The organism is Allobosea sp. TAF32 (genome assembly GCF_052113585.1).
GTDB lineage: Bacteria > Pseudomonadota > Alphaproteobacteria > Rhizobiales > Beijerinckiaceae > Allobosea.
Map to the genome: position 1 here is coordinate 1 of NZ_JBFRDM010000037.1, position 980 is coordinate 980.

At 66.4% G+C, this 980-nt stretch carries 1 pseudogene; it reads right to left on the reverse strand.

The features are described from left to right. Nucleotides 1–194: 194 nt before the first annotated feature. Nucleotides 195–621: pseudogene (locus AB4Z16_RS28045) on the reverse strand (IS21 family transposase); the annotation flags it as partial. Nucleotides 622–980 lie beyond the last annotated feature (359 nt).

The window sequence follows — 980 nt, forward strand, 5'->3', positions numbered from 1 at the left end:
CCCCCTGCGCCCGGATGGCTGCGGCTTCCAGATGGGCGGCAGCGGCTTTGATCGTGGCAGACAGGGCCTCGCGGTCAATCTCGGAATGCGTGGCCTTGTAGTGCCCGGCGGCGTTCATCAGGTTGCACAGCGCCAGCTCTGCCGCAGCGTGCGCGGCTTCGCGGCTAGGGCGCGGGCTTCGGCTTGGTGAGCGCGATCAGCCCATTCTCGTGGCTCCAGTCGAACTGGTAGGCCTCGCCGGGCGCGAAGCTCAAAGGCACATAGGCGTCGGCCGTAACGGCGGATTGCTCGCGGCGCCAGCTTCGCGCATAGCGACGAACCGCATCGTATCCGCCCTCGTAGCCGAGATCCCGCAGCTCTTCGAAAGACGGATCAGCGTCAGGCGCTCGCGGGCCGGCTTGCCGTCGTTCGCCATCAGCAGCCGATCCAGCTCAGGGCGCCAGGGCCCGATCTTCGGCTGCGGCTGAACCTTCCGCTCATACTCGAAGGACGTCGCGCTAGAGCGCAGCACCTTCCGATCCGTGTTCCGAGAGACATGCAGCTCGCGGGCGATCTCCTTGTCGTCTTCCCGCGGATCGAAAACTCGCGCCGGATCCGCGCAATCGTATCCACGCCCTTCATCCCCCGCCCGCCCATCCGAAACCAAGACGGGCAGTCTCACCGAAACCGGCTCAAGGGGGTTCGTTGTCCATCGCCCTCGGGTCGGCTGCCGCCGCAGGCCCACCGGGAAAGTCCGGGTGGCGGGCTGAAGAGCGGACTGCGGTTCGGCTCACCGCCACGCCCGCCACGCCCCGCTCGGCCACCCGTAGATCACAACGAACACGAGCGCCCTTAGGGCAAGGGTGGTTGGGTGCGGCGGGGAACGTGCTGAGCCCCCGCACGTTCGATTCGTTTTCGAACATGAGGAGCACACAATGGACCATTCCAGCCATATTCGTCTCGCCAGCAGTCAGCTGACCGCGCCTATCCTTGAAGGGGCC